The sequence below is a fragment of the Sphingobium sp. EM0848 genome (genome assembly GCF_013375555.1).
Taxonomy (GTDB): Bacteria; Pseudomonadota; Alphaproteobacteria; order Sphingomonadales; family Sphingomonadaceae; genus Sphingobium.
In genome coordinates this window covers 2794586-2817463 of the sequence record NZ_JABXWB010000001.1, presented here as the reverse complement: position 1 = coordinate 2817463, position 22878 = coordinate 2794586, and the positions used below count along the sequence as shown (strand labels likewise).

The following is a 22878-nucleotide window of genomic DNA, read 5'->3' as shown; positions in this document are numbered from 1 at the left end:
AGAGGGCTGGCGCCGCACAGGAAATGCGCTTTCGCGCATTTCCAAACAGAGGTCAGAAATCCGGCTTCTCATAATGGGGCGGCGGGGTGATGACCTCCATCCGCTCCGACAGCAGCGGGCGGAAGGAAGGGCGCGACTTGAAGCCGGCATACCAGCGCTTCACCGTCTCATGCCCCGCCCAGTCGATGCCGCCCAGATAGTCGGCCACCGACAGATGCGCCGCCGCCGCGATGTCGGCAAGGCTCAGCGTGCCCCCCGCCATCCAGCTGCGATGGTCCAGCAGATAGTCCATATAGTCCATATGGACGTTGGCCCGCTTCATCGCCTCCCGCAGGACGCGGGCATCTGGCGGCGCCCGCTCGATCAGGCGCTTCTTCATCCGCTCGTGCAGCAGGGGGCCGACGACATCGCCGTAGAAATTCTGATCGAAAAAGGCCGTCAGCCGCCGCACTTCCGCCCGGCCCGCCGCCGTGCCGGAAATCAGCGGGAATTTTTCGACCGTTTCCTCGAAATATTCGCAGATCGCCTGGCTGTCGATCAGGGTGATGTTCTTTTCCTCATCCACCATCACGGGAGTCGTGCCGGCGGGATTGAGATCCAGAAATTCATCGCGCATCGTCCAGGGCGATTCGCGCACCAAGTCGTAACCGATGCCTTTCTCCCCCAGCAACAGGCGAACCTTGCGGGAGAAGGGACAGAGCGGAAATTGGAAAAGTTGCCACATATTCCCTTCCTGTTAGGCCGTGCAGGGCGGCGCGAAAAGCGGCAAATGGGATGATCCTGCTGATTTGCCGACGATATAAGTGGAAACTGCGCAGGATGGTGAACGATCCGGGCTTCCGGTCGCAACGGCCAGTCATTAGAAGCGACGCAAAGCGAGGTTTTCGCAAAGGAAAGGATGCTGCATGTCTGACGATTTCTTCCCGGTTCCTGCAGAATGGGCGGCCTCGGCGCTGCTCGACCGGGATGGGCGCGCGGCGGACTATGCGCGCTCGATCGAGGATGCGGACGCCTATTGGCTGGAGCGGGCGCAGCGGCTGGATTGGGTGAATTTCCCGACGAAAGCCAATGAGAGCAGTTTTGCCGAAGCCGATTTCGGGGTGAAGTGGTTCGCCGACGGCATGCTGAATGTCAGCGCCAACTGCATCGACCGGCATCTTGCCGACCGGGGCGATCAGACCGCGATCCTCTGGGAGCCGGATTCACCGGAGGAAGAGCCGCGCCGCTACACGTACAATCAGGTGCATGAGGAGGTCTGCCGCTTCGCCAATGTGCTGAAAGGGGCAGGCGCGAAGAAGGGCGACCGCATCACCGTCTATCTGCCGATGATCCCGGAGGCGGCCTTTGCCCTGCTCGCCTGCGCGCGGATCGGGGCGATCCATTCGGTCGTGTTCGGCGGCTTCTCGCCCGAAGCGCTGGCCGGGCGGATTGTGGACTGCGATTCGACGCTGGTGATCACCGCCGATGAAGGCCGTCGCGCGGGCAAGAAGGTGCCGCTCAAGGCCAATGTCGATGCGGCGCTCAAGGAATGCACCAGCGTCCGCAAGGTGATCGTCGTCCAGGCGACGGGCGGTCCCATCGCGATGCAGGATGGCCGCGACCTGTGGTTGCATGACGAAGCCGCGAAGGTCGCCGCCGATTGCCCGGCCGAGCCGATGAATGCGGAAGATCCGCTGTTCATCCTCTACACTTCGGGGTCCACGGGCAAGCCCAAGGGCGTGCTGCACACGACCGGCGGCTATCTGCTCTGGGCCAGCCTGACGCATGAGCTGTGCTTCGACTATCGGCCCGGCGACATCTACTGGTGCGCCGCCGATATCGGCTGGGTGACGGGGCACAGCTATATCGTCTACGGCCCGCTGGCCAACGGCGCGACGACGCTGATGTATGAGGGCGTGCCCAATTACCCGACGCCCAGCCGCATCTGGGAAGTGGTCGACCGGCATCAGGTCCGGACCATCTTCACCGCACCCACCGCGCTGCGCGCACTGATGAAGGAAGGCGACGAGTTCGTCCATTCCACCAGCCGCCAGTCGCTGCGCCTGCTCGGCACCGTGGGCGAGCCGATCAATCCGGAAGCCTGGCGCTGGTATCATCATGTCGTGGGCGAGGATCGCTGCCCGATCGTCGATACCTGGTGGCAGACCGAGACGGGTGCAGCGATGATCGCGCCGATGCCGGGCGCAACCGATCTCAAGCCCGGCTCCGCCACCCTGCCCATGCCCGGCGTGGTGCCGCAGATCGTCGATGGCGAAGGCCATGTGCTGGAGGGCGCGACCGAGGGCAATCTGGTCATCGCGGGCAGCTGGCCGGGGCAGATGCGCACCGTCTGGGGCGATCATGAGCGCTTCTTCCAGACCTATTTCACCACTTTCCCCGGCAAATATACCACCGGCGACGGCGCGCGGCGCGATGCGGACGGCTATTATTGGATCACCGGGCGCGTTGATGACGTGATCAACGTGTCGGGCCATCGCATGGGCACGGCCGAGGTCGAAAGCGCGCTGGTGCTGCATGAAGCGGTGGCGGAAGCGGCGGTCGTGGGCTTCCCGCACGACATCAAGGGTCAGGGCATCTACGCCTATGTGACGCTCAACAGCGGCGAGGAACCCAGCGACGAACTGCGCAAGACGCTGATCAAATGGGTGCGCACCGAGATCGGGCCGATCGCCACCCCCGACGTCATCCAGTTCGCGCCGGGCCTGCCCAAGACCCGCTCCGGCAAGATCATGCGCCGCATCCTGCGCAAGATCGCGGAGGGCGAGGTATCGGCACAGGCGCTGGGCGACACAAGTACACTTGCCGACCCCTCGGTGGTGGATAATCTGGTCGCCAATCGTCAGGGTTGACGTCAAACAGGGAGATGCTGGTGGATCGCTATAATCATGTTGCCCGCGCGCTGCACTGGATCATAGCGATCCTCATCCTCTTCAATCTTGTCCTGGGCTTCGCGCATGACGTCTTGCCCCGGGACTGGCAGGTGATGCCCGTCCACAAATCGGTCGGACTGACGGTGCTGGCCCTGACGGTCGCACGCCTCCTTTGGCGGTTCACCCACAGGGCGCCGCGCCTTCCCGCCGAAATGCCGGCCTGGGAAAAGGGGGCGGCGCATGGCACGCATTTCGCCTTTTATGCGTTCATGCTGGTCATGCCGCTGACCGGATGGATCATGTCCTCCGCCGGCAACCGGCCCCTGAACTGGTTCTTCCTGTTCGACGTGCCGAAATTCGCCGTGTCGAAGGGCGATGCGATCGTCGGGATTTCAGGCGAGACGCATGAGATTATCGGTTTCGCCTGGGCCGCGCTGATCGTCGTGCATGTGCTGGCGGCGCTGCGCCATCATTTCATCCTGAGGGACAATGTGCTGCGGCGGATGATCTGACGCGATCAGACCATCTCGCCGGTCAGCAACCGCGGCAAAGCCCCTGACCGGCCCCGCGCTTCCGCCATGAAGCGGTTCTTGAGCAAGGAGGTGCGCTGCACCGCCGCCAGCCCGGCCCGGCGGACGAGCGAAGGAATGCGGCCGGGCACATCGAACAGGCGAACCAGCCCGTCCATCGCGACGCTGGTCATCATCGCATCCAGTCCCCGCCAGCGCTGATAACGGGCGAGCAGTTGCGCATCGCCCGGATCAAGGCCCAGACGCATGCCTTCGACCAGCACCTCCACCAGCGCCGCGACGTCACGGAAGCCGAGATTGAGGCCCTGCCCCGCAATCGGATGGATGGCATGCGCACTGTCCCCCACCAGCGCCAGCCGGGTGTCGGTGATGCGCGCGGCATGGTGGAAGCCGAGCGGATAGCTGGAACGCGGCCCGGCCAGCTTGATATCGCCCAGGAAGCCGCCCATGCGCTTCTGCGCTTCGGCCAGCCAGCCCCGTTCGGAAAGCTTGAGCATGGCGGGCGCCTGCTCCGTCGGGACCGTCCAGACAATGGCGGAGCGCGTTCCCGGCAGCATCGGCAACAACGCGAAGGGGCCGCCGGGATAGAAGATTTCATAGGCCGTATTGGCGTGCGGCACCTCATGGTCGAGCGCCGTCACCATCGCCACATGCTTGTAGTTCCAGCGCGTCGTGCGGATGCCCGCCGCTTCGCGGGTCGGGCTGTTGCGCCCCTCGGCAGCGACCAGCAGCGCGCCATGGATGGTTTCGCCGCTTGCCAGCGTCAGCGTCACGCCATCGGCATTGCGGTCGACATGGGTGGCTCGATCCGGCTGGAATCGGGTAAGGTTTTCCGCTTGGCTCCCCGTCTGGGCCAGCGCGACGCGCAGGTCGCGATTGGGGAACATGATCCCCATCACCCCGTCATCCTCATCGGGCGCGAAGTCGAGCGCACCCGGTTGCAGGCCGTCGCTGACCCAGATGCGGTCGATCGGGCAGCCCTTGCCATGCAGATTTTCCGCCACGCCAATTGCCGAGAGCATCGCATAGCTGGTCGAGGAAATGGCCGACACGCGGCCGTCGAAACCGGCGGCAGTCGTCTCCACGGGGTTGGCGGGGTCGATCACGGCGCAGCGCACGCCATGTCCGGAAAGAGCGATGCCAAGGGTCAGGCCGACAAGACCGCCACCCAAAATTACCACGTCGAACCGTTGCATGGCGGTTCTTCTAGGCGTTCTCCATCCGTTTGAAAAGCATCGCCCCCGCATTCGACGGGAATGCGGGGGCGATGCTTTGCCTCATGAAGAAGTATCGGCTTACAGCTTGCGCACCCAGTTCGCCGGATCGGCCACCGTGCCGCGCTGGATGCCCGTCAGCTCGGCGCGCAGCGTTTCGGTGACGATGCCGCCATCGCCATTGCCGACGGTGAAGTCGCCGTCGACGCTCTTCACCGTCCCGATCGCGGTGACGACCGCCGCGGTGCCGCAAGCAAAGGCCTCGCGCAGCTTGCCGCTCTGCGCGTCGGCGCGCCACTGGGCGAAGCTGTAGAGTTCCTCCCGCACCTCATGTCCCTTGGCGCGGGCAAGGCTGATCAGGCTGTTGCGGGTGATGCCCGGCAGGATGGTGCCGGACAGCGGGGGCGTGACGATCGAATTGTCGTCCATCACGAAGAAGACGTTCATGCCGCCCAGTTCTTCAACCCACTTGTTTTCCGCAGCGTCGAGGAAGACGACCTGATCGCAGCCATGCTTGGTGGCTTCCTTTTGCGCGACCAGCGACGCGGCATAGTTGCCGCCGCATTTGGCGGCGCCGGTCCCGCCCCGCGCCGCGCGGGTGAAATGTTCCGACACCCAGAGCGTAACCGCCTTCTTGCCGCCCTTGAAATAGGCGCCGGCGGGCGAGGCGATGACGCAGAAGATATATTCGTTCGACGGACGCACGCCCAGGAAAGTCTCGCTCGCGAACATGAAGGGGCGCAGATAGAGGCTGCCTTCGCCGCCAGGAATCCAGTCGGCGTCGATCTTCACCAGTTCCTCGACCGCTTCCATGAAGAGGTCTTCCGGCAGGACAGGCATTGCCATGCGTTCAGCCGACTCGGCGAAGCGGCGGGCATTTTCCTCCGGCCGGAACATGGCGATGCTGCCGTCTTCCAGACGATAGGCCTTCATGCCTTCGAAGATTTCCTGCGCATAATGCAGCACGGCGCAGGCCGGATCGAGCTGGAACGACGCACGCGGGCCGATGGCAAGGCTGTGCCAGCCCTGCCCCTCGGTATAGCGAATGGTCACCATATGATCGGTGAAAAGTCGCCCGAAACCGGGGTCCTGCAGCAGTACGGCGCGCTGGTCAGCCGATACAGCCTGGCTGTTGCGGGTGACGGTGAAGCGCGATGTCTGCTGGACGTCCATGATAAAAGCTCCTTTGGGTTGGACGGGCCGCCTATGTCACAGTTGGAGCTTTGAAACAATATTGCGCAAACCGTTTAAGGCCATTGGAGCGCAATTGGCCTCACCTTCCCCGCTTGCGCTTTGCCAAGGGCCGATTATCCCCCCATTCATGCACTTTTTTTCCGACAATGCGACGCCGGTGTGCCCGGAGGTCATGGCGGCGATCGCGGCGGCCGACCGAGCCGATCATGGCTATGACGGCGACCAGTGGAGCGCCCGGCTGAACGGCGCTTTTTCCGATCTGTTCGGCACGCCGGTCGAAGCGCTGTGGATCGCGACCGGCACGGCGGCGAACAGCATTGCGCTGGCCTGCCTCTGCCCACCCTATGGCGGCGTGCTCTGTCATGAGGAGGCGCATGTCGTCGTCGATGAATGCGGCGCTCCGGGCTTCTACACCCATGGCGCGAGCCTGATGGCGCTGCCCGGCAATGGCGCCAAATTGTCGCCCGACGCCGTGAGCGAGCGGGTGAAGATGATCCGGCCGGACGTGCATCAGGTGCCCGCTCGGGCGATCAGCATCACGCAGGCGACCGAATATGGGCTGGCCTATACGCCCGATGAGGTGGCGGCGCTGGGCGCGGTGGCGCAAGGCCAAGGGCTGGGCTTCCATATGGACGGCGCGCGCTTCGCCAATGCGGTGGCGCATCTGGGTTGCCATCCGGGCGATGTGACGTGGCGGGCGGGGGTCGACATCCTCTCCTTCGGCTGCGTCAAAAATGGCGGGATGATGGGCGAGGCTTTGGTCTTCTTCGGGGATCAGGCGCAAGTACGGTCGGCGGAGGCGGCGCGCTGGCGCAAGCGGGGCGGGCATCTGCTTTCCAAGGGGCGCTATCTGGCGGCGCAGATTCTCGCGATGGTCGAGGATGGGCTGTGGCTGCGCAATGCGCGGACGGCCAATGCGGCGGCCCAAACTCTGGCAAGGGGCGCGCTCGCGGCGGGAACCGAGGAACGGTTGATGCATCCGGTGGAAGCCAATGAGCTGTTCATTCGGCTGACGGCGGAAGAGGCAGCGGCGCTGCGGGCGCAGGGTTTCGATTTCTACGATTGGGGTGAGGGCGCGGCGCGGCTGGTCACCAACTGGTCGCAGGACGCCGCCAGCGTTCAGCCTTTGGCCGAGGCGCTGCGGGCTTTGAAGGCATGACCGACAGCAAGGGTGGAATCATCCTGCCCTTTATTCTCGTCACACTGATCTGGAGTTCGACCTGGATCGTGATCCGCGACCAGTTGGGCAGCGTGCCTGCAAGCTGGTCGGTCTGCTATCGCTTCCTGCTGGCCGGGGTGGCGATGGCGATCTTTGCCAAAGCGCGTGGGGTGTCGCTCAATATCGGCGGCAAGGGGCTGGTCTTCGCCGGGCTGCTGGGCGTGGCGCAGTTCGTGCTGAACTTCAATTTCGTCTATCGCGCGGAACATTATCTGACCTCCGGCGTCGTGGCGGTGGTCTATGCGATGTTGCTGATCCCCAACAGCATCCTGGCTTTCCTCTTCTTTCGCCAGCCGGTGAGCCGGGCCTTTGTCGCCGGATCGGTGGTTGCGGTGGCGGGCATCGCGCTGATGCTGGCCCATGAATATCATGCGGCGAGCGTGCGGCCCGATATGGTGCTGCTGGGCGCGGGCTTTTCGATTGCCGGGCTGCTGAGCGCGTCGACCGCCAATGTCATGCAGGGGATGGAGATTGCGCGGCGGCTGCCGATGGTGGCGGTGCTGGCATGGGCCATGCTGATCGGCGCGGGGGTGAATGCGCTGTTCGCCTGGATCACGACCGGCCCGCCGGTTTTCGAGGCGCGGCTGGCCTATGTGGCAGGGATTGCGTGGCTGGGGCTGGCGGGGTCAGTGGTGACTTTCCCGCTCTATTTCCGGCTGATCCAGCGCATGGGTGCGGGACGGGCAGCCTATACCAGCGTGCTGATCCCAGTGCTCGCCATGCTGATCTCGACCTTGGCCGAGGGCTATCGCTGGACAGCGCTGGCGATCACGGGCGCGTTGCTGGCGATTATCGGAATGGTCGTGGCGCTCAGGACCAAGCAGGCTTAGCGGCGGACGCCGGGCCGGTAGAGCCGCTTGGCGGCGTTCACCCTGTCGATCAGGCTGGCGAGCGGGACCGGCGCGGATACGGAGCGTTCGGGCATGGACAGGCCGCTGATGCGCTGGCCCAGAGCGGTGAAGGCGTGATCGAAGCGGTCCATCTGTCTGTCCTCATGCAAAGCTGACAGCGCCATGTCGGGCATGGATGGTTAATAAGATGTTATCGATGTTTTCGCTCTGCGGTGAGTTGCATCAAAGGCAGGCGCGCAGCCCTTCGCGATAGGTGGGATAAAGCGGCGACCAGCCGAGCAGGCGCTTGGCCCGGCCGTTCGCGACCCGTCGGTTTTCGGCATAGAAGGCCCGCGCCATCGGGGAGAGTTGCGCTTCCTCCAGCGTCAGCAGCGGCGGGACTGGCTGGCCGAGGAGGACGCAGGCGGTCTCGATCAGCCGGTTCTGTGCGCAGGGCAGATCGTCGGAGAGATTGTAGATGCCGGGTGGCCCCCGGTGAAGCGAGGCGATGACGCCCGCGACGATGTCATCGACATGGGCGCGGCTGAAAATCTGATCGGGCAGGTCGATGCGATGCGCCCGCCCTTCCCGCACCCGGTCGAGCGCGGAACGGCCGGGACCGTAAATGCCCGGCAGGCGGAAGCGGCGCATGTCGGGGCGCAGCGCCCCCCAGTCCGCATCGGCCTGCGCCCGTGCGGCACGGCGGCCGAAGCCGATGGAGCTGCTTTCATCGACCCACGCCCCTGCCGCGTCGCCATAGACGCCGGTGGAGGAGAGGTAGCCGGTCCAGATCGCGGGCGCGGCAGCTATGGCGGCGCCGTAGCGGGTCAATACGGGGTCCGCGTCACCCTCCGGCGGAACGGAGGAGAGGATGTGGGTGGCTTGCGCGATGGCCGTGCGGACGGCGCTTTCGTCATCGAAGGCGATGGCGTCAGCGTTGGCTGTGCGACGGACGCTGGTGATCTGCCAGCCCTCGGCGCGCAGACGGGTGGCGAGGCGGGAGGCCGTGTAGCCCAGCCCCAGGATCAGCATATGGGGCATGGACAGCCCCTCAGACCGTGAAACTCTCGCCGCAGCCGCAGCTTCCCTTGGCGTTGGGGTTGTTGAACACGAAACCGGCGGTGAAGTCGTCCTCCACCCAGTCCATGGTCGAACCGACCAGATAGAGCACCGACGCGCCGTCAATGTAGAAGACGCCGCCGGGGGTTTCGATCTTCTCGTCGAACCTGGCTTCCTCGCTCACATAATCGACCGAATAGGCGAGGCCCGAGCAGCCCCGGCGCGGGGTCGACAGCTTGACGCCGATCGTGCCTTCAGGCGCTTGGTTCATCAGGTCCGCGATGCGCTGCTCGGCGCTGGGCGTCAGGATGACGGCGGCGGGGCGGGCGCGGATTTTGGTTTCTGCTGTCATCAGAGCATTCCCAGTTCGAGCTTGGCTTCGTCCGACATTTTCTGCGGGTCCCATGGCGGGTCCCAGACAAGGTTCACCTGCGCATCGCCAACGCCCGGCACCGCACCGACACGCAGTTCGACTTCGCCCGGCATGGATTCGGCCACCGGGCAATGCGGCGTGGTCAGCGTCATGGTGACGACGGCGTGGCCGTCCCCGGTCACGTCGACGCCATAGACGAGGCCCAGATCATAGATATTGACCGGGATTTCCGGGTCGTAGATTTCCTTGAGCGCATCGATGATCGCGTCATAGAGGCTGCCGCCCGGTTCACCCTTCGGCGTTTCAGTGGGCTTGGCGCTCAGGAAGCCGTCAAGATAATCGCGCTGGCGGGGTTCTTCATCCACGCGCGCCTTGGGCGGGGTTTCCACCGCTTCGACCTCTTCCACCAAAATCTTGCGCTCTTCGCGATTTACTTCAGTCATGGGCGAAGATTTTCCTCACTCGTTCAATGCCTTTGACCAGCGCATCCACATCGCTTTCGTCGCTGTAGATGCCGAAGCTGGCCCGCGCGGTCGCCTCAACGCCGAGGTGGCGCATCAGCGGCTGCGCGCAATGATGCCCCGCCCGGATCGCCACGCCCGTTTCGTCCAATATGGTGCCGACATCGTGCGGATGCACCCCCTCTACCTCGAAGGAGAGGATTCCGGCGCTATCCTCTGGCCCGAAGACGCGCACGCTGTTGAGGCTTTCCAGCGCCGTCCGCGCCTTGGCGACCAGCGCGCACTCATGGGCGTGGATCGCGTCGAGCCCGATGGCCTGCACATAGTCGATCGCCGCCGACAGGCCGACAACGCCGGTAATGTGCGGGGTGCCTGCCTCGAACCGGGTCGGCGCGGGGGCATAGGTGGTTTTCTCGAACGTCACCTTGTCGATCATCGACCCGCCCCCCTGATAGGGCGGCATGGCATCGAGCAGTTCCTTCCGCCCCCAGAGCGCGCCGATGCCGGTCGGGCCGTAGAGTTTGTGCGCGGAAAAGACGTAGAAATCGCAATCCAGCGCCCGCACATCGACGGCGAGGCGCGGCACGGCCTGGCAGCCGTCGATCAGGATCTTGGCACCGACGCTGTGCGCGATGTCAGCGGCGCGGCGGACGTCGAGGACGCTGCCCAGCACATTCGACACATGGGCCAGCGCGACCATCTTGTGCGCGGGGGTGATCATCGCGGCCATGGCGTCGAGGTCGATCTTGCCGTCCGCCGTCAGCGGCACAACGTCGATCTCAGCCCCGACCTTCTCGGCCACGATCTGCCAGGGAACGATATTGCTGTGATGCTCCAGCATCGAGAGCAGGATGCGGTCCCCTGCCTTGAGTTGCGAGCCAGCCCAGCTTTGGGCGACGAGGTTGATGCCCTCGGTCGCGCCACGAACATAGACGACCTCGCTGTCCGACGCCGCGCCGATGAAATTCGCCACCTTGCGGCGTGCCGCTTCATAGGCGAGCGTCATATTGGCCGAGCGCTCATAGACGCCGCGATGGACGGTCGCATAGTCCGGGCCATAGGCGCGGGCGATGGCGTCGATCACCGCATTGGGCTTCTGCGCCGTGGCGGCGCTGTCGAGATAGTGCCAGTTGCCCCCCTCACTATTCAAAAGGCCGGGGAAATCATCCCGCAGACGCAGGGCTTGAGCGAGGTCCGTCATACCAGCGTCTCCAGCTTGGCAAGCGCGGCGGCTTCGAACCTGTCCTTGACGGCTTCGTCGGCCACATCGTCGAACACGCCCGCGACAAAGGCTTTCAAGAGCAGCGTCTTGGCCGTTGCCGGGTCCATGCCGCGCGAGGCCATGTAGAAGAGCGCCTGCTTGTCCAGCTCGCCCACGGTCGCGCCATGGGCGCATTTCACGTCGTCGGCGTAGATTTCCAGCTCCGGCTTGGCATTAGCCGTGGCGGTGCGGTCGAGCAGCATCGCCTTGACCGACTGGAAGGCGTCGGTGCGCTGCGCATCGCGGGCGACATTGATCGAGCCGAGATAGCTGCCGGTGGCGTGCTGACCGAGGATCGAACGGATCGTCTGGCCGCTGGTCGCGTCAGGTTCGGCATGGGTGACGGCGGTGATGATTTCCAGAGTCTGGTCCCCGCCGCCGATGATCGCGCCGTTCAGCTCGAAATGCGAACCCTTGCCCAGCGTAACGGTGAAGGTCACGCGACCGAACTTGCCGCCAATGTTGAGGACATGGAACGCCAGCCGAGCGCCGTCCGCGATGCTGATCGCATAATCATGCACCGCCGCCGCGCCATCGGCTACGTCCTGCAACAGATGATGGCGCGCCGTTTCCCCGGCGGCGACATCGATGCGCGTCGGCGCAGGCGTGGGCCAGACGGTCGCCAGTGCATCGAGATCGCTGTAGCGCCATTCTTCAGCCTTGCGCGTGGGAAGGGTGAGCGTGGTCACGCGGCCACCACCTCCGCATAGCCTTCGCGCTCCAGTTCCAGCGCCAGTTCGGGACCGCCCGACTTCACGATCCTGCCCGCCGCGAGGACGTGGACGAAGTCCGGCTTCACATAGTCGAGCAGGCGCTGATAATGGGTGATCAGCAGCACCGCCTTGTCGGGCTTGCGCATGATGGCGTTGATGCCCGAACCCACGATCTTGAGCGCGTCGATGTCGAGGCCGGAGTCGGTCTCGTCCAGGATCGCCAGCTTGGGGTCGAGAATGCCCATCTGCACCATTTCGGCGCGCTTCTTCTCACCGCCCGAAAAGCCGACATTCACCGGACGCTTCAGCATCTCCATGTCGAGGCCGAGCAGGCCCGCTTTCTCCTTGGCGAGCTTGATGAACTCGCCGCCCGACAGCGGCTCCTCGCCCCGCGCCTTGCGCTGCGAGTTGAGGCTCTCGCGCAGGAATTGCAGGTTGGAAACGCCCGGAATCTCCACCGGATATTGGAAGCCGAGGAACAGGCCGGCAGCGGCGCGCTCGTGCGGTTCCAGTTCGAACAGGTCCTGCCCTTCGAAAGTCGCGGTGCCGCCGGTCACTTCATAATTGGGGCGGCCGCCCAGCGTATAAGCCAGCGTCGACTTGCCCGCGCCGTTCGGCCCCATGATCGCGTGGATTTCGCCCGCGTTTATGGAGAGCGAGAGTCCTTTCAGGATCGCCTTGCCGTCGATTTCGTTGGTGAGGTTCTCAATCGTCAGCATCTCTTATCCCCGAAAATCACTTGCTCTGCGCGCGCTGGAGCGTCCGCGCGGTCCAGAAGGCCATGTCCCGCACATCGCCCGGCGCGGGGAATAGCGTGTCGATATGGCGCTTGATCGGCATATAGGGCCACCAGTCGGCGCCGGGTTCGGGCGCGCCCTTTTCCAGCACGCCGGTCACGAACTCGGTCACCGGACCCATGCGGGCGAGATTGGGCGCCTTGGCCTTGTGGAAAGCCTTGTCGGACTTGAGCTTCTCGGTAAAGGCGAGGTCGCCCTTTTCCAGCGCGGCGCGGCATTCGGCCTGATAAGCGTCGAGGTCGCCGAAATCCTTGGCCGCGCGGGCCTGAAGCTCACCCTCCTCCAACTCATAATCCTCGGTCAGGATGCGGATCGCGGCGGTCCATGCCTGACCATTGCCGACATCCTCCGCGAAATCAGCGAGGGCATCCTGAATATCGTCTTCGTCGCTCAACTTTCAGTCCTTCAGAATCTCAAATTTGCTGTTCAGTTTGTCACGCTTCCGAAAAGGTCCGCACAAACCATCACAAAACTGGCTGCTACGACCAACAGGCCAGCGCCATAAATCATCATAAAAAGCCAAAAGGCGGCAGGTCGTTCAGATTTAACGAAATTGCCATACCAAGTTTCGACCAGCCCAGTTTTCCAACCTTTGGAGAAAAACCATCCAATCATCGGCCCAGCAATCATCACCGTAAGCAACAGAGTTATGTCACTCACGATGGCTGCATTTCGCGTCATCCTACCGAGCCCTCCAGCGAAATGCCCAGCAGCTTCTGCGCCTCGACGGCGAACTCCATCGGCAGCTGTTGCAGCACTTCCTTGGCAAAACCATTCACGATCAGCGATACCGCACTTTCCTGATCCAGCCCGCGCTGCATTGCGTAGAAAAGCTGGTCGTCGCTGATCTTGCTGGTGGTCGCCTCATGCTCGATCTGCGCCGAGGGATTACGCACCTCGATATAGGGCACGGTATGCGCGCCGCATTGGTCACCCAGCAGCAGGCTGTCGCACTGGGTGAAGTTGCGCACGCCCTCCGCGCCCGGCGCCACGCGCACGAGGCCGCGATAGGTGTTGTTCGAACGCCCGGCGCTGATCCCCTTCGACACGATGGTCGAACGCGACCCCTTGCCATTGTGGATCATCTTGGTGCCGGTGTCGGCCTGTTGCAGATTGTTGGTCAGCGCCACCGAGTAGAACTCGCCCACGCTATTCTCGCCGTTCAGCACGCAGCTCGGATATTTCCACGTAATCGCGGAGCCGGTCTCCACCTGCGTCCAGCTGACCTTGCTGTTCCGCCCCTGGCAGAGCGCCCGCTTGGTCACGAAATTATAGATGCCGCCCTTGCCGTTCTCGTCGCCCGGATACCAGTTCTGGACGGTCGAATATTTGATCTCCGCATCGTCCAGCGCGACGAGTTCGACCACGGCGGCGTGCAGCTGATTCTCGTCTCGCATCGGCGCGGTGCAGCCTTCGAGATAGCTTACATAAGCCCCCTCGTCCGCGACGATCAGCGTGCGTTCGAACTGCCCCGTATTCTCCGCATTGATGCGGAAATAGGTGCTGAGTTCCATCGGGCAGCGCACACCCTTGGGGATGTAGACGAAGGTGCCGTCGGAAAAGACCGCGCAGTTCAAGGTAGCGAAATAATTGTCGTGCATCGGCACGACCTTGCCCAGCCACTTCTTCACGAGGTCCGGATATTCGCGCACCGCTTCGCTGATCGAGCGGAAGATGACGCCCGCTTCCTCCAGCTCCTTGCGGAAGGTGGTGGCGACGGACACGGAGTCGAACACCGCGTCGACCGCGACCTTGCGGCTGCCCTTCACCCCGGCCAGCACTTCCTGCTCGGCAATGGGGATGCCCAGCTTCTCATAGGTCGCCCGGATTTCCGGATCGAGTTCGTCCAGCGACTCCAGCTCCGCCTTCTTCTTCGGCTCGGCGTAATAATAGGCGTCCTGATAGTCGATCGGCGGGATGTTGAGCTTGGCCCATTCGGGCGCTTCCATCTCCTGCCACATGCGAAACGCCTTCAGCCGCCATTCCAGCAGCCATTCCGGCTCCTTCTTCTTGGCGGAAATGAAGCGGACCGTGTCCTCGTTCAGCCCCTTGGGCGCGAAGTCCTGCTCGATGGCCGAGGACCAGCCATGCTCGTAGGTGGAGGCGCGTTCGGCGGCCTCATGCGCTTCGAGGTTGCGAACAGTCGTAGCTTCTTCGGTCATGCCATTTCTCGTGTAAGACTAGCGATCGTGACACCCGCAAGCGCCGACCGGATCGCATTATTCGCGACATTCATATGCGGGCGGACACGGCATTCCTGCTCCAGCGAGCAGTCGTGCGTGCCCATTTCCGTGCAGGCGGTCATGGCGATGGGGCCTTCCACGGCCTCCACCACATCCGCGAGCGTGATCGCGGCGGGCGGACGGGAAAGACGCACGCCCCCGCCCGTACCACGGCTCGATTCGAGCAGGCCCGCCGCCGACAGCCGGCTCACCAGCTTCTGCGCGGTGGGCAGCGGGATGCCGGTTTCAGCGGACAGCGTGGTCGCGTTCATCTTCACATATTTGTTGGTCGCAGGGTCAAGCCCAGCGCCCGCACCGCAATGGCGTGCGGCGGCCGACATCAACACCACGGCATAATCTGCGAAACTCGAAAGCCTCATGACCCCGTCTTGCGAACCATTCTCAAATCGGATCGAATCAATCCGATTGGCATGTGGTCCCGCGCGGCCACGGAATCAAGGCATTTTTGCTTGGGGTCAGCTGCTCAGCTGAAACGGTTGAGCACCGCCACATCGCCACCCAGCGAGCGGCGGAGCAGGGTAAGCTGCGCCACGGCGGAAGGCTCGGTCTGCAACTGGTGCGGGGTCAGGCCGATGAAATGCTTGATCTCCCGGATGAAATGCGACTGGTCGTAGAAGCGCCCATCCTCGCACAGCGCCTGCCAGCTTTCATGATCCAGCGCGATCCGCGCGCTGCAACGAAGCGCCCGATATTTGCGCGCCAGCAGCTTGGGCGGGCAGCCATAATATTTATTGGTCAGCCGCGCGAGCTGACGCGGCGACAGGGCGGTGACGTCGGCCAGGGTCTCGATGCGGGGCGACCCCTCCCCCATCAGCCAGGCGTCGACCGCCTCCAGCAATCGCCAGGTCGCTTCGGGCAGGGCGACCAGCCGTTCGGCCAGGAACGCCCAGCACAGCGCCGCCATGACCTCCGCATCATCGGTGGCGCGCAGATTGTCCAGCAACTCGCGATAGTCCGGCCTGTCACTCAGATCCTGAACCCGATCGGTCAGACTGCTGGCGTCACCGCCATGCAGCGCGAGCCATCCGGCGGGAAGCAGCGAAATGCCGACCACGCGCCCGGGACCGTTCAGTTCGAACCGGGTCGCGCCCAAAGTCGGCCCCAACAGGCATATTTCAGGCGTCGGCGCGCTCGTTCCATCATGGAAATGATAGTCGCCACTGCTTTCCAGCATGAAGCGAAGTTGCGGCACATCGGCGCGGGTCACATCCGAATAATGATCGGCCGCTTCGGTGAAAACATAGAGCGAACCGAAATAGGCATTTAATTGTTCCGGCAACGCAAAGTACCGCAACCGGACCGGACCGTGCACGGCATCGACGGTATAGGACAGCGGTGCCTGATCGTCTTTTGCCTTAATATTTGGCGTCCCCCCGGACGCTTCGCTGCCATGCGACCGCATATTTCACCCCGAGCCGCACTATGCGCCATCGGGGCGAAGGCGCAAGAGGCTATGCTTAACGGAATATCACTTTTCCGCAGGACTGAGGGGCAGCGGCAACAAAAATGACCCGGTGGTTCTCACCACCGGGTCAGGAAAAGGTCTCGTCGGCCATGGGCCTAGAGCCTTCGGGTCGCGAGACTCTCTTACGTCCGAATCGGGGAAATTATATTGGATGAATCGGACATTAGGCGGACCAAAACGGGACGAATCCCAAGGAATCTTGTTAAGAAATGTCGTTCCGACCTGACTGTTGCCGTCACGCAACAGCGACTCGACGCCAGCCTCCGGCACTGGCATAGCGCCGCCATGTCCTACAGCCTCATCCGACCCCTTTTTTTCGCGCTGGAAGCCGAGCGCGCCCATCATCTGTCGATCAAGCTGCTCCGGCTGATGCCGACTCCGGCGCCGCTGGCACCCGACTCGGCGCTGACCCAGACCGTGGCGGGAATCCGCTTTCCCAATCCCGTGGGGCTGGCGGCGGGCTATGACAAGGAAGGGCTGGTCGCGCACAAGATGCATGGCCTGGGCTTCGGTTTTGCCGAGTTGGGCACGCTGACCCCCCTGCCCCAGCCGGGCAATCCGCTGCCCCGCCTGTTCCGGCTGGTGGAGGATCGGGCCGTCATCAACCGCATGGGCTTCAACAATGGCGGCCAGGCAGCGGCGGCGGAGCGGATCGCCAAGCGGAAACGGCCGGGCGGCCCGGTGATCGGCATCAATATCGGCGCGAACAAGGATGCCACCGACCGGATCGCGGACTATGCCACGGGCGTGACCTGCATGGCCCCGCTGGCCGATTATCTGACGGTCAACATCTCCTCCCCCAATACGCCGGGACTGCGCGCCCTGCAGGATCGGGCGGCGCTCGACCAGTTGCTGGGCGCGGTGATGACGGCGCGAGGGGCGAACCGGACCCCGATCTTCCTGAAGGTCGCGCCCGATCTCGAACCGGCCGATGTGGACGATATCGCCGCAGCCTGCCTCGATCACGGGATCGATGCGTTGATCGTGTCGAACACCACCATTTCGCGCCCCGCTCTGCGTTCGGCGCAGGCCGGGGAAGCGGGCGGCCTGTCGGGCGCGCCGCTGCATGACATGGCGCTGCAACGGCTGCGCGATTTCCGCCGGCTGCTGGGCACGCGCCTGCCGTTGATCGGCGTGGGCGGCATTGCCAATGCCGAGCAGGCCTATGCCCGCATCCGCGCCGGAGCGAGCCTGATCCAACTCTACAGCGCGCTGGTCTATGAGGGCCCCTATCTCGCCAGGCGGATCAATGCGGGCCTGAAAGCGCTGATGGAGCGCGACGGGGTCAGGAATATCAGCGAGATAGTGGGTATCGACGCCTGATCCGCCCTATGGGTTGCAGAACGCAATGCAGCGATTAGGGTGCCGGACATGACTTCCCGCCTGTCCGGCCTGCTGGCTCCCTTCGCCCTTTATGCCCTCCTCCCCGCGCCGCTCGCCGCGCGGGAGCCGGTGTCGGTCAATGCGACCGTTTCCGCCGCAGACCCCCGCGCCGCCGAGGCCGGACAGGAAATCCTCCGCAAGGGCGGCAGCGCGACCGACGCCGCCATCGCCATGATGCTGACGCTCAATGTCGTCGAGCCGCATAATAGCGGCATCGGCGGCGGCGGTTTCCTGATGCATCATGACGGACGCACCGGCGTGCTGGAGTCGATCGACGGGCGCGAGACGGCACCGGCGGCGGCCCATCCCGACCGCTTCATGGGACCGGACGGCCAGCCCCTGCCCTTCCGCCAGGCATGGCCCGGCGGCTATTCGGTCGGCGTGCCGGGCAATGTGCGGCTCGCCTGGGACGCGCACCGGAAATGGGGCAAGCTGCCCTGGGCCGACCTGTTCCAGCCCGCCATCCGCTTCGCCGAGCAGGGGTTCGAGGTGCGCCAGCGGCTCGATACGGCGATGAAGGCGGTGGAGCCGATCTGGGCCGACTTCCCGGAAATCCAGAAATATTTCTGGATCGACGGCAAGCCGGCGCCGATGGGCACGATCCTCAAAAATCCGCCGCTCGCCGCCCTGCTCAAACGAATCGCGGCGGAGGGACCGGACGCCTTCTATGGCGGCGACAATGCCAGGGCGATTGCCGACACCGTCACCCATGCCCCCAAAAACCCGGTGCCGATGACGGAGGCCGATCTCGCCGGCTATCAGGCCAAGCCGCGCAAGCCGGTCTGTGGTCCCTATCGCGTCTATACGGTCTGCGGCATGGGGCCAGCCTCCGCAGGCGGGATCACCGTGCTGCAGGTGCTGGGCATGGTCCAGCGCTTCCCATTGGCGCAATGGGGCAAGGACGATCCCCGGTCCTGGCACGTCATCGGGGAAGCGATGCAGCTCGCCTATGCCGACCGCGACACCTATCTGGGCGATCCTGAGTTCGTGACCGTGCCCATCGCCGGACTGATCGACCCCGCCTATCTCGAGCGGCGCTCCGCGCTCATCAGCATGGGCAGGGCGCTGAATGACTATCGCCCCGGCACGCCCCCCGGCGCGGAAAAGCGCACCGCCGCCCTGCCTCAGCCGGAATCGGGCACCAGCCATTTCGTCGCGATCGACCGGAACGGCGACATCGCCGCCTGGACCTCCACCATCGAGAGTTTCTTCGGCAGCCAGCTGGTCGCCAATGGCGTGATCCTGAACAATGAGCTGACCGATTTCAGCTTCACGCCGGAAAAGAACGGCGCGCCGGTCGCCAACCGGGTCGAGCCGGGCAAGCGCCCGCTGTCGTCCATGGCCCCCACCATCGTCTATGACGCGGCGGGCACGCCTGTCTTCACCATCGGGGCAGCGGGCGGCAAGACCATCATCATGCAGGTCGCCAAGGCGATCATCGCCCATTTCGACTGGGGGCTGTCAGCGCAGGATTCGATCGCGCAGGGCTTTGAGTTTTTCGACAAGGACGGGCTGGTGCTGGAACAGGGCACGTCGCTCGAAGCGATGAAGGCGCCACTGGAAAAGCTGGGGCACAAGGTATCGATCGGCCGCTTCGGCCTGAAGGCCAATGCCGCCGAGCGGACCGTGGACGGCCATTGGATCGGCGCCGCCGACCCGCGCAGTCCGGGCGTGTCCCTGCAGGAATAACGTCAGATCTTCAGATCCAGCCCGGCGACGTTGAACTGAAACGGGAAGGTCTTGTCCTTCGGCCCGACCACCAGATTCACCTTGATCATCCTGGCTTGCCTGATCGCGTCATAGGCCTTGGCGGCGGGCAGGACTTCGATACCGTCCCTGTTCTCGGTCATCCGTCCCTTCCATTCGTGGGTCTTGCCATCTTCCGTGGTGGCGGTGACGCGGCAGTCGGACAGATCGCAGGTGAAGGGCGCACCCACCAGCTTGACGGTGACGTCCGCCTCTCCCTGCGCCATGGGCTGGACCAGCAGCACGGAGAAAGTGTCCGCCGCCGTCATGGTCTGCACCATGTTGGCGCTGCCGATATAGGCGACCTTGGCCTTTGCGCCCTGCCCGCCTTCATATTTCCAGACCTGCCCGATCTGGTCGCGCTGGGTCGGCGCCTTGTCCCCGGATGAGGAGCAGGCCGCGATCAATCCCACGACAGCCAATGGCCACAAGGTCCGCATCGCTTTTCTCCTTTTCCCGTCATCATTACGGGAGGAGAACGCATCAGCGAGGCGCGGTTTCCCTCAATTCAGCTATAGCGAGAGGCGGTTTCCCGGATCAGCGCGATCATGTTGGGGATGCCCTGCGTCCGGTTGGAGCTGAGCTGGTTGCGCAGATCGAAGGGCGACAAAGCGCCTTCGATATCGGTCGCGGCGATCGCGACAGGCGTCTGATCCTGCACCGTCAGCAGCACCAGCGCGATGATCCCCTTGGTGATCGCGGCATTGCTGTCCGCCAGGAAATGAAGGCGGCCCCCATTGGCAGAATCGGCGTCCAGCACCGTGGGATAGACCCAGACCGCCGCCGAACAGCCCCGCACCAGCGTCGCGTCGGTCTTGAGCGCATCGGGCATGGGTTCCAGCGCCTTGCCCAGATCGATGAGCAGCCGATACCGGTCATCGGCATCGAGAAATTCATATTCTTCGACCAGATCGGTCAGGACGGGCAGCAAAGTCATACCCGTCATATAGGGGGAAAAGCGCGATGCGAAAGCCGCTATTCCCCTTTTGCGACTACAGGTCCACGCCCGCGGCGATGGCTTCCAGCTTGCGGATGCGTTCCTTCAGGTCCGCGACCTCGATCCTTGTCGTGGTCGAGGGCGGCGTACCTTCCTCGCTACGCCGCGCCAGTTCGGCCCGCTTCAGATCGAGCCAACCGTTCCAGCCGCGCAGGGCCGTGACCGCGATGATGGCAAGTCCCGTCAAACCCGCCACCGCCAATGTCAGAATGATAAGGGGGTCCTGCATATCGTCCTCCCTGTGGGTCATTTCGCGCAGGCCGCGTCAGTCGCGGTCCCTGAGCTTGTCGAATTCCCGCTCCAGCGCGGTGGAACTGTCGGTCGCCAGCCGCTCCAGCACGGCGACCCGATCCTTCAGCGCCTTCACCTCTGCCCGCAGCCGTTCCGCTTCCGGATCGGGACCGCGAGACACGAAATCCTCGCCCTTGTCGCGGCGCACGACGCCATATTTGGCGCGGATCACGCTGGCGATGGCGGTGATCGCAACGATGGCGACGACCATTTCAAACGGATTCATCGAATTTCCCCTTGCCTGCCAGCCATCGGGCGGCCGGCATCTTTACGCGATCCTCAATTCAACGGCGGCGCATCCCGCAGCCGTTCGATCTCATCGGACAGGTCCATCCCCTTGTCGGTGACGATCCGTTCCAGCACCCGCACCCGCTGCTCCAGCCTTTCGGTCTGCGCCGCATATTGGGCGGTCTTCTCGGCGGTTTCGCGCGACTGCGCTTCCAGTTGCCGTTCCTTCAGGGCCAGCCAGCTCCTGAACCCCTTCATGCCGATGGCGGTCAGGGGGATGAGCACCCAGATCCAGCTTGCGATGTGATTCATCTGTCTATCCTCATTTGAGGCAATGCCGGCCTCCATGCGGCGCTTCCGCGCCCGGCCAGACCGCCTTTTCGACCGACGTCGGGAACGGTTCGATGAACGGCAGTCCCCCCTTCGCCTTCAGCGCAGGCTGTCGATCTCGTCCGCGAGACGCGTGTTGCGGCTGGTATAATAGGTTTCGATGTCGGCCAGTCGCCGGTCGATGTCGCGAAACTTGGAACGGACATCGCGGGTGGAGCGGGCGGGATTGCTGCGCACGCCCTGCCAGAATTTCTCGTCATCCCGGTCGGCATAAAGGCCCAGCGGCTTGTTGTCGGCGAAATAGGCGGCGGCGAAATAGGCGATCAGCGACCAGGGGAAGGCCCCCATCAGCGTCACCAGCACCGCGCCGACCCGAACCCAGACCACGTCGATCCCGGTATAGTCGGCAATGCCGGCGCACACGCCCATCCACTTGCCATTCTGCTTGTCGAGATAGAATTTGGTGCGACGGGCAGCCATTTCAGTTCCTCCGGTCGGGATTTTGGCGGTCGATATTGGGGCGGTCGAAGTCATAGGCCTCGTCCTGCGAAGGGCGGACGGGACGAAAATCGGGATTGTCGGCGGCGACGATCCTCTCGACCGTCTGGAGCCTGTCTTCCAGACGCCGGGCGAGCAGATGAAGCTCGTCCAGCAGCTTTTCATCCTCATCGGTGATCTTGGGGGCCTGCTTCCATTTGGTGACATAGTGGAAGATCAGCCAGGGCATGCCGATGAACAGCATGCCGCAGATCATGATCGGCAGAAAAACATCCTCCATGGATCACCCTTCCCTGTTTCCGCTGGCGTTCATGCTCGCCTTGAGGGCCGCGAGTTCGGCATCGACCTTGTCCGACGCCTTGAGTTCCGCGATCTCTTCCTCCAGCGTCTTGGACGCCTGACCCAGACCGGCGGCGTCGGCGCGCCCCTCGGCCATGTCCACACGGCGTTCCAGCATCTCGAAGCGGGCGAAGGCGTCGTTCACCTTCTCACCGGCATAGGCTTCGCGGACGCGGAGGCGATTCTGGGCGCTTTCCATCCGGGTCACAAGGCTGTTCTGGCGGGCACGGGCCTCGCGCAGCTTCGCTTGGAGCTTGGCGATGTCCTCTTCGGACGCGCGCAGCGATTCCTCCAGCACCTCGATCTCGTGGCCAAGCTGCTCGGCCATGTCGGTCGCCTTCTGCTTTTCGACCAGCGCGGCCTTGGCCAGATCCTCCCGATCCTTGCTGAGCGCCAGCTGGGCCTTTTCCGTCCAACTGTCCTGCAAGCCCTGAAGCTTGGCGATATGGCGCCGCATTTCCTTCTGGTCGGCAATGGTGCGGGCGGCAGAGGCGCGCACCTCGACGAGCGTCTCCTCCATTTCAAGGATGATCATGCGGATCATCTTCGCTGGGTCTTCCGCCCGGTCGAGCAGGTCGGTGACATTGGCGGCGATGATGTCTCGGGTGCGGGAGAAAATACCCATTTGAACTTCACTCCTGGTACGAACTGGTTGGCCGCGTCTTAGGCAAGATAATGCAAGGCCGCGGGGCAATCATGGTTGGCGAGCATGGGCACCTCGCTGGCGCGGGCCGGGCCGACCGCCGAGAGGATCAGGGTCGATCCGAACAGGACGGAGGCAATGGCGACGGACAGCAACTGACCGATTTCGCGTGCCTTGTAGCTTTGCTTTTCCAT

The 22878-nt window shown here is 63.9% G+C and carries 30 protein-coding genes; 6 read left to right on the top strand and 24 right to left on the bottom strand.

Annotated elements, in window-relative coordinates; translation table 11 throughout:
• Positions 1-52 precede the first annotated feature (52 nt).
• On the bottom strand, positions 53-724 hold the full coding sequence (locus tag HUK73_RS13710) for a glutathione S-transferase family protein (protein WP_176592396.1): 672 nt from the start codon (positions 722-724) through the stop codon (positions 53-55).
• 181 nt (positions 725-905) lie between these two features.
• On the opposite strand from HUK73_RS13710, the gene acs reads away from it, so the two are divergent.
• Positions 906-2849: an acetate--CoA ligase gene (acs, locus tag HUK73_RS13705; RefSeq protein WP_176592395.1), complete on the top strand. Its 1944-nt coding sequence runs from the start codon at positions 906-908 to the stop codon at positions 2847-2849.
• Between the two features lie 20 nt (positions 2850-2869).
• On the top strand, positions 2870-3382 hold the full coding sequence (locus tag HUK73_RS13700) for a cytochrome b (RefSeq protein ID WP_176592394.1): 513 nt from the start codon (positions 2870-2872) through the stop codon (positions 3380-3382).
• Positions 3383-3387: 5 nt separating this feature from the next.
• Here the strand turns inward: HUK73_RS13700 and HUK73_RS13695 are convergent, their stop codons facing one another.
• Entirely contained in the window at positions 3388-4596 is a 1209-nt protein-coding gene (locus HUK73_RS13695) for a UbiH/UbiF/VisC/COQ6 family ubiquinone biosynthesis hydroxylase (protein WP_176592393.1), read from the bottom strand.
• A gap of 99 nt (positions 4597-4695) precedes the next feature.
• A complete protein-coding gene (locus HUK73_RS13690; RefSeq protein WP_176592392.1) occupies positions 4696-5787 on the bottom strand; it encodes a branched-chain amino acid aminotransferase in 1092 nt (363 codons plus the stop codon).
• 148 nt (positions 5788-5935) lie between these two features.
• Here HUK73_RS13690 and HUK73_RS13685 point away from each other — a divergent pair, with 148 nt between their 5' ends.
• Both HUK73_RS13685 and HUK73_RS13680 read left to right on the top strand, forming a co-directional pair.
• The gene (locus HUK73_RS13685) at positions 5936-6967 is read left to right on the top strand and encodes a low specificity L-threonine aldolase (protein ID WP_176592391.1); all 1032 of its coding nucleotides are present in this window, start codon (positions 5936-5938) and stop codon (positions 6965-6967) included.
• The gene (locus HUK73_RS13680) at positions 6964-7857 is read left to right on the top strand and encodes a DMT family transporter (protein WP_176592390.1); all 894 of its coding nucleotides are present in this window, start codon (positions 6964-6966) and stop codon (positions 7855-7857) included. Before HUK73_RS13685 ends, HUK73_RS13680 begins: the two co-directional genes overlap by 4 nt.
• Here HUK73_RS13680 and HUK73_RS13675 read toward each other — a convergent pair.
• The 12 genes from HUK73_RS13675 to HUK73_RS13620 all read right to left on the bottom strand — a co-directional run bounded on the left by HUK73_RS13675 (position 7854) and on the right by HUK73_RS13620 (position 16058).
• The gene (locus tag HUK73_RS13675; protein ID WP_176592389.1) at positions 7854-8009 is read right to left on the bottom strand and encodes a hypothetical protein; all 156 of its coding nucleotides are present in this window, start codon (positions 8007-8009) and stop codon (positions 7854-7856) included. The genes HUK73_RS13680 and HUK73_RS13675 overlap by 4 nt on opposite strands.
• A gap of 91 nt (positions 8010-8100) precedes the next feature.
• The gene (locus HUK73_RS13670) at positions 8101-8898 is read right to left on the bottom strand and encodes an SDR family NAD(P)-dependent oxidoreductase (RefSeq protein WP_176592388.1); all 798 of its coding nucleotides are present in this window, start codon (positions 8896-8898) and stop codon (positions 8101-8103) included.
• A gap of 10 nt (positions 8899-8908) precedes the next feature.
• Positions 8909-9268 (bottom strand): iron-sulfur cluster assembly accessory protein, encoded by a 360-nt coding sequence (locus HUK73_RS13665; RefSeq protein WP_176592387.1) that lies wholly within the window; start codon positions 9266-9268, stop codon positions 8909-8911.
• Entirely contained in the window at positions 9268-9732 is a 465-nt protein-coding gene (locus tag HUK73_RS13660; RefSeq protein ID WP_176592386.1) for an SUF system Fe-S cluster assembly protein, read from the bottom strand. Before HUK73_RS13660 ends, HUK73_RS13665 begins: the two co-directional genes overlap by 1 nt.
• Positions 9725-10951: a cysteine desulfurase gene (locus HUK73_RS13655; RefSeq protein ID WP_176592385.1), complete on the bottom strand. Its 1227-nt coding sequence runs from the start codon at positions 10949-10951 to the stop codon at positions 9725-9727. Before HUK73_RS13655 ends, HUK73_RS13660 begins: the two co-directional genes overlap by 8 nt.
• Positions 10948-11700, bottom strand: coding sequence for a SufD family Fe-S cluster assembly protein (locus HUK73_RS13650; RefSeq protein ID WP_176592384.1), 753 nt, complete (start codon positions 11698-11700; stop codon positions 10948-10950). The genes HUK73_RS13655 and HUK73_RS13650 overlap by 4 nt, the downstream gene beginning before the upstream one ends.
• The gene (gene sufC, locus HUK73_RS13645; RefSeq protein ID WP_176592383.1) at positions 11697-12443 is read right to left on the bottom strand and encodes a Fe-S cluster assembly ATPase SufC; all 747 of its coding nucleotides are present in this window, start codon (positions 12441-12443) and stop codon (positions 11697-11699) included. The genes HUK73_RS13650 and sufC overlap by 4 nt, the downstream gene beginning before the upstream one ends.
• Positions 12444-12459: 16 nt before the next feature.
• Positions 12460-12915: a hypothetical protein gene (locus HUK73_RS13640; RefSeq protein ID WP_176592382.1), complete on the bottom strand. Its 456-nt coding sequence runs from the start codon at positions 12913-12915 to the stop codon at positions 12460-12462.
• A gap of 32 nt (positions 12916-12947) precedes the next feature.
• Positions 12948-13202 (bottom strand): hypothetical protein, encoded by a 255-nt coding sequence (locus HUK73_RS13635; RefSeq protein WP_176592381.1) that lies wholly within the window; start codon positions 13200-13202, stop codon positions 12948-12950.
• Positions 13199-14683 (bottom strand): Fe-S cluster assembly protein SufB, encoded by a 1485-nt coding sequence (gene sufB, locus HUK73_RS13630; RefSeq protein ID WP_176592380.1) that lies wholly within the window; start codon positions 14681-14683, stop codon positions 13199-13201. Before sufB ends, HUK73_RS13635 begins: the two co-directional genes overlap by 4 nt.
• Entirely contained in the window at positions 14680-15123 is a 444-nt protein-coding gene (locus HUK73_RS13625; RefSeq protein ID WP_176592379.1) for an Rrf2 family transcriptional regulator, read from the bottom strand. The genes sufB and HUK73_RS13625 overlap by 4 nt, the downstream gene beginning before the upstream one ends.
• Positions 15124-15227: 104 nt before the next feature.
• A complete protein-coding gene (locus HUK73_RS13620; protein WP_255326366.1) occupies positions 15228-16058 on the bottom strand; it encodes an AraC family transcriptional regulator in 831 nt (276 codons plus the stop codon).
• 456 nt (positions 16059-16514) lie between these two features.
• Between HUK73_RS13620 and HUK73_RS13615 the strand changes: the two genes are divergently transcribed.
• Together HUK73_RS13615 and ggt are read left to right on the top strand one after the other, a co-directional pair.
• Positions 16515-17552, top strand: coding sequence for a quinone-dependent dihydroorotate dehydrogenase (locus tag HUK73_RS13615; RefSeq protein WP_176592377.1), 1038 nt, complete (start codon positions 16515-16517; stop codon positions 17550-17552).
• A 48-nt stretch (positions 17553-17600) separates the two neighbouring features.
• Positions 17601-19301, top strand: coding sequence for a gamma-glutamyltransferase (ggt, locus tag HUK73_RS13610; RefSeq protein ID WP_176592376.1), 1701 nt, complete (start codon positions 17601-17603; stop codon positions 19299-19301).
• Between the two features lie 2 nt (positions 19302-19303).
• On the opposite strand, the gene HUK73_RS13605 is transcribed toward ggt, so the two are convergent.
• From HUK73_RS13605 to HUK73_RS13565, 9 genes are all read right to left on the bottom strand, one after another.
• Positions 19304-19798, bottom strand: coding sequence for a hypothetical protein (locus HUK73_RS13605; protein WP_176592375.1), 495 nt, complete (start codon positions 19796-19798; stop codon positions 19304-19306).
• 68 nt (positions 19799-19866) lie between these two features.
• Positions 19867-20304, bottom strand: coding sequence for a SufE family protein (locus tag HUK73_RS13600; RefSeq protein WP_176592374.1), 438 nt, complete (start codon positions 20302-20304; stop codon positions 19867-19869).
• 46 nt (positions 20305-20350) lie between these two features.
• Positions 20351-20584, bottom strand: coding sequence for a hypothetical protein (locus tag HUK73_RS13595; protein WP_176592373.1), 234 nt, complete (start codon positions 20582-20584; stop codon positions 20351-20353).
• A 36-nt stretch (positions 20585-20620) separates the two neighbouring features.
• The gene (locus tag HUK73_RS13590; RefSeq protein ID WP_176592372.1) at positions 20621-20872 is read right to left on the bottom strand and encodes a hypothetical protein; all 252 of its coding nucleotides are present in this window, start codon (positions 20870-20872) and stop codon (positions 20621-20623) included.
• A gap of 53 nt (positions 20873-20925) precedes the next feature.
• Complete coding sequence (locus HUK73_RS13585; RefSeq protein ID WP_255326365.1) at positions 20926-21132, bottom strand: hypothetical protein; 207 nt, start codon at positions 21130-21132, stop codon at positions 20926-20928.
• 171 nt (positions 21133-21303) lie between these two features.
• Positions 21304-21684: an envelope stress response membrane protein PspC gene (gene pspC / locus HUK73_RS13580; RefSeq protein WP_176592370.1), complete on the bottom strand. Its 381-nt coding sequence runs from the start codon at positions 21682-21684 to the stop codon at positions 21304-21306.
• Between the two features lies 1 nt (position 21685).
• The gene (pspB, locus tag HUK73_RS13575) at positions 21686-21982 is read right to left on the bottom strand and encodes an envelope stress response membrane protein PspB (RefSeq protein WP_176592369.1); all 297 of its coding nucleotides are present in this window, start codon (positions 21980-21982) and stop codon (positions 21686-21688) included.
• A gap of 3 nt (positions 21983-21985) precedes the next feature.
• Entirely contained in the window at positions 21986-22666 is a 681-nt protein-coding gene (gene pspA, locus HUK73_RS13570) for a phage shock protein PspA (protein ID WP_176592368.1), read from the bottom strand.
• Positions 22667-22704: 38 nt separating this feature from the next.
• A complete protein-coding gene (locus tag HUK73_RS13565) occupies positions 22705-22878 on the bottom strand; it encodes a hypothetical protein (protein ID WP_176592367.1) in 174 nt (57 codons plus the stop codon).

Excerpts from the sequence above, each read along its gene's own strand:
- HUK73_RS13710 (WP_176592396.1), bottom strand. The coding sequence starts at position 724 with ATGTGGCAACTTTTCCAATTTCCGCTCTGTCCCTTCTCCCGCAAGGTT.
- acs (WP_176592395.1), top strand. The coding sequence starts at position 906 with ATGTCTGACGATTTCTTCCCGGTTCCTGCAGAATGGGCGGCCTCGGCG.
- HUK73_RS13695 (WP_176592393.1), bottom strand. The coding sequence starts at position 4,596 with ATGCAACGGTTCGACGTGGTAATTTTGGGTGGCGGTCTTGTCGGCCTG.
- HUK73_RS13690 (WP_176592392.1), bottom strand. The coding sequence starts at position 5,787 with ATGGACGTCCAGCAGACATCGCGCTTCACCGTCACCCGCAACAGCCAG.
- HUK73_RS13685 (WP_176592391.1), top strand. The coding sequence starts at position 5,936 with ATGCACTTTTTTTCCGACAATGCGACGCCGGTGTGCCCGGAGGTCATG.
- HUK73_RS13680 (WP_176592390.1), top strand. The coding sequence starts at position 6,964 with ATGACCGACAGCAAGGGTGGAATCATCCTGCCCTTTATTCTCGTCACA.
- HUK73_RS13675 (WP_176592389.1), bottom strand. The coding sequence starts at position 8,009 with ATGGACCGCTTCGATCACGCCTTCACCGCTCTGGGCCAGCGCATCAGC.
- HUK73_RS13670 (WP_176592388.1), bottom strand. The coding sequence starts at position 8,898 with ATGCCCCATATGCTGATCCTGGGGCTGGGCTACACGGCCTCCCGCCTC.
- HUK73_RS13665 (WP_176592387.1), bottom strand. The coding sequence starts at position 9,268 with ATGACAGCAGAAACCAAAATCCGCGCCCGCCCCGCCGCCGTCATCCTG.
- HUK73_RS13660 (WP_176592386.1), bottom strand. The coding sequence starts at position 9,732 with ATGACTGAAGTAAATCGCGAAGAGCGCAAGATTTTGGTGGAAGAGGTC.
- HUK73_RS13655 (WP_176592385.1), bottom strand. The coding sequence starts at position 10,951 with ATGACGGACCTCGCTCAAGCCCTGCGTCTGCGGGATGATTTCCCCGGC.
- sufC (WP_176592383.1), bottom strand. The coding sequence starts at position 12,443 with ATGCTGACGATTGAGAACCTCACCAACGAAATCGACGGCAAGGCGATC.
- HUK73_RS13635 (WP_176592381.1), bottom strand. The coding sequence starts at position 13,202 with ATGACGCGAAATGCAGCCATCGTGAGTGACATAACTCTGTTGCTTACG.
- sufB (WP_176592380.1), bottom strand. The coding sequence starts at position 14,683 with ATGACCGAAGAAGCTACGACTGTTCGCAACCTCGAAGCGCATGAGGCC.
- HUK73_RS13625 (WP_176592379.1), bottom strand. The coding sequence starts at position 15,123 with ATGAGGCTTTCGAGTTTCGCAGATTATGCCGTGGTGTTGATGTCGGCC.
- HUK73_RS13615 (WP_176592377.1), top strand. The coding sequence starts at position 16,515 with ATGTCCTACAGCCTCATCCGACCCCTTTTTTTCGCGCTGGAAGCCGAG.
- ggt (WP_176592376.1), top strand. The coding sequence starts at position 17,601 with ATGACTTCCCGCCTGTCCGGCCTGCTGGCTCCCTTCGCCCTTTATGCC.
- HUK73_RS13605 (WP_176592375.1), bottom strand. The coding sequence starts at position 19,798 with ATGCGGACCTTGTGGCCATTGGCTGTCGTGGGATTGATCGCGGCCTGC.
- HUK73_RS13600 (WP_176592374.1), bottom strand. The coding sequence starts at position 20,304 with ATGACGGGTATGACTTTGCTGCCCGTCCTGACCGATCTGGTCGAAGAA.
- HUK73_RS13595 (WP_176592373.1), bottom strand. The coding sequence starts at position 20,584 with ATGCAGGACCCCCTTATCATTCTGACATTGGCGGTGGCGGGTTTGACG.
- HUK73_RS13590 (WP_176592372.1), bottom strand. The coding sequence starts at position 20,872 with ATGAATCCGTTTGAAATGGTCGTCGCCATCGTTGCGATCACCGCCATC.
- HUK73_RS13585 (WP_255326365.1), bottom strand. The coding sequence starts at position 21,132 with ATGAAGGGGTTCAGGAGCTGGCTGGCCCTGAAGGAACGGCAACTGGAA.
- pspC (WP_176592370.1), bottom strand. The coding sequence starts at position 21,684 with ATGGCTGCCCGTCGCACCAAATTCTATCTCGACAAGCAGAATGGCAAG.
- pspB (WP_176592369.1), bottom strand. The coding sequence starts at position 21,982 with ATGGAGGATGTTTTTCTGCCGATCATGATCTGCGGCATGCTGTTCATC.
- pspA (WP_176592368.1), bottom strand. The coding sequence starts at position 22,666 with ATGGGTATTTTCTCCCGCACCCGAGACATCATCGCCGCCAATGTCACC.
- HUK73_RS13565 (WP_176592367.1), bottom strand. The coding sequence starts at position 22,878 with ATGGAAAAGCAAAGCTACAAGGCACGCGAAATCGGTCAGTTGCTGTCC.